Source organism: Blastomonas sp. UPD001 (assembly GCF_003426715.1).
Classification (GTDB): domain Bacteria; phylum Pseudomonadota; class Alphaproteobacteria; order Sphingomonadales; family Sphingomonadaceae; genus Blastomonas.
In genome coordinates this window covers 2,523,210-2,524,848 of sequence record NZ_QKVT01000001.1, presented here as the reverse complement: position 1 = coordinate 2,524,848, position 1,639 = coordinate 2,523,210, and the positions used below count along the sequence as shown (strand labels likewise).

Annotated in this window: 1 protein-coding gene; it reads left to right on the top strand. The window is 67.1% G+C overall.

All coding sequences use genetic code 11. From position 1 onward, the window contains the following. Positions 1-1,639: carboxyltransferase domain-containing protein (locus DM995_RS12825; protein ID WP_157973295.1), on the top strand; the 1,639-nt coding region annotated here is incomplete at both ends.

Sequence of the window (1,639 nt, the reverse complement as noted above, 5' to 3'; positions counted from 1 at the left end):
GCACGTTCGAGCTCGGCCAGTTCGGCGGCCATGCCGCGCGGCGGCTGCTCGCGGGCGATACGCTGCATCTCGCGCATGGCCCGACAACCGAACCGTTGTCGCGCGTCGCGCTGCCCGAAATCGGCAGCGAATGGACGCTTCGCGTGCTTTACGGCCCGCATGGCGCGCCCGATTTCTTCACCCCGGACGATATCGATACGCTGATCACCGCCGACTGGCAGGTGCATTACAATTCGAACCGCACCGGCGTACGCCTGGTCGGCCCCAAGCCGCAATGGGCGCGCAAGGATGGCGGCGAGGCGGGGCTGCACCCGTCGAACATCCACGACAATCCCTATGCCATCGGCGCGGTCGACTTTACCGGCGACATGCCGATCATCCTGGGACCGGACGGGCCCTCGCTCGGCGGGTTCGTCTGCCCGTTCGTCGTCATAGCGGCGGACCGGTGGAAGATCGGCCAGCTCGCGCCCGGCGACAAGTTGCGCTTCGTGCCGATCAACGCGCATGATGCCTTCGCGGCAGACAGCCTGCAGCGGCGGCTGATCGCGACCGGCGAGGGGTATATGCAGAGCCCCGCGCGCCCGATCGAGACGCTCTCGCCGATCCTGGGCATCATCCCCGAAGGGCCCAGTCGCCCGCGCACCGTCTATCGCCAGCAGGGCGACCGCAACATCCTGGTCGAATATGGGCCGATCGTGCTCGATATCGAGTTGCGCATCCGCGTGCAGGCGCTGCTCACCGAGCTCGAGCGGATGGCGCTGCCGGGCGTGATCGATATCGTTCCCGGCATCCGCTCGCTGCAGTTCCATTTCGACGGCAGCACGATGACGCAGGGCGCGGCGCTCGCGGCGCTGATGGCGGCGGAGGAGCGGCTGGGCGATCTGGAGGATTTCACCATCCCCTCGCGCATCGTCCATCTGCCGCTGAGCTGGCGCGACCCGGCGACGATCGAAACGATCGAGAAATACATGGGGACGGTGCGCGACGATGCGCCCTGGTGCCCGGACAATATCGAGTTCATCCGCCGCATCAACGGCCTGCCCGATGCGGCGGCGGTCGAGAACCTCATCTTCGAGACCAACTATCTCGTGCTCGGCCTGGGCGATGTCTATCTCGGTGCGCCGGTCGCGACCCCGGTCGATCCGCGCCACCGGCTGGTGACCACCAAGTACAACCCGGCGCGCACCTGGACCCCGCCCAATGTCGTCGGCATCGGCGGCGCGTATATGTGCATCTATGGAATGGAGGGACCGGGCGGCTATCAGTTGTTCGGGCGCACGATCCAGGTATGGAATACCTATCGCCAGACCGAGGCATTCACCGAGGGCAAGCCCTGGCTGCTGCGCTTCTTCGACCAGATCCGCTTCTATCCGGTGAGCGCCGAGGAACTGGCCGAATGGCGACGCGATTTCCCCAGCGGCAGGCGCTCGATCCGCATCGAGCCCTCCGAATTCCGCCTCGCCGATTATCGCGCGTTCCTCGCGGACAATGCCGAATCCATCGCCGCCTATGAGGCGAGCCGCCAGGCCGCGTTCGATGCCGAGCGCGCCGAATGGCAGCGGCGGGGCGAGTTCGACCGGGTCGATCCGGCGGACATTCCCGTTGCCGAGAGCGCGGCGGTCGAGGTGCCCGAGGGCGC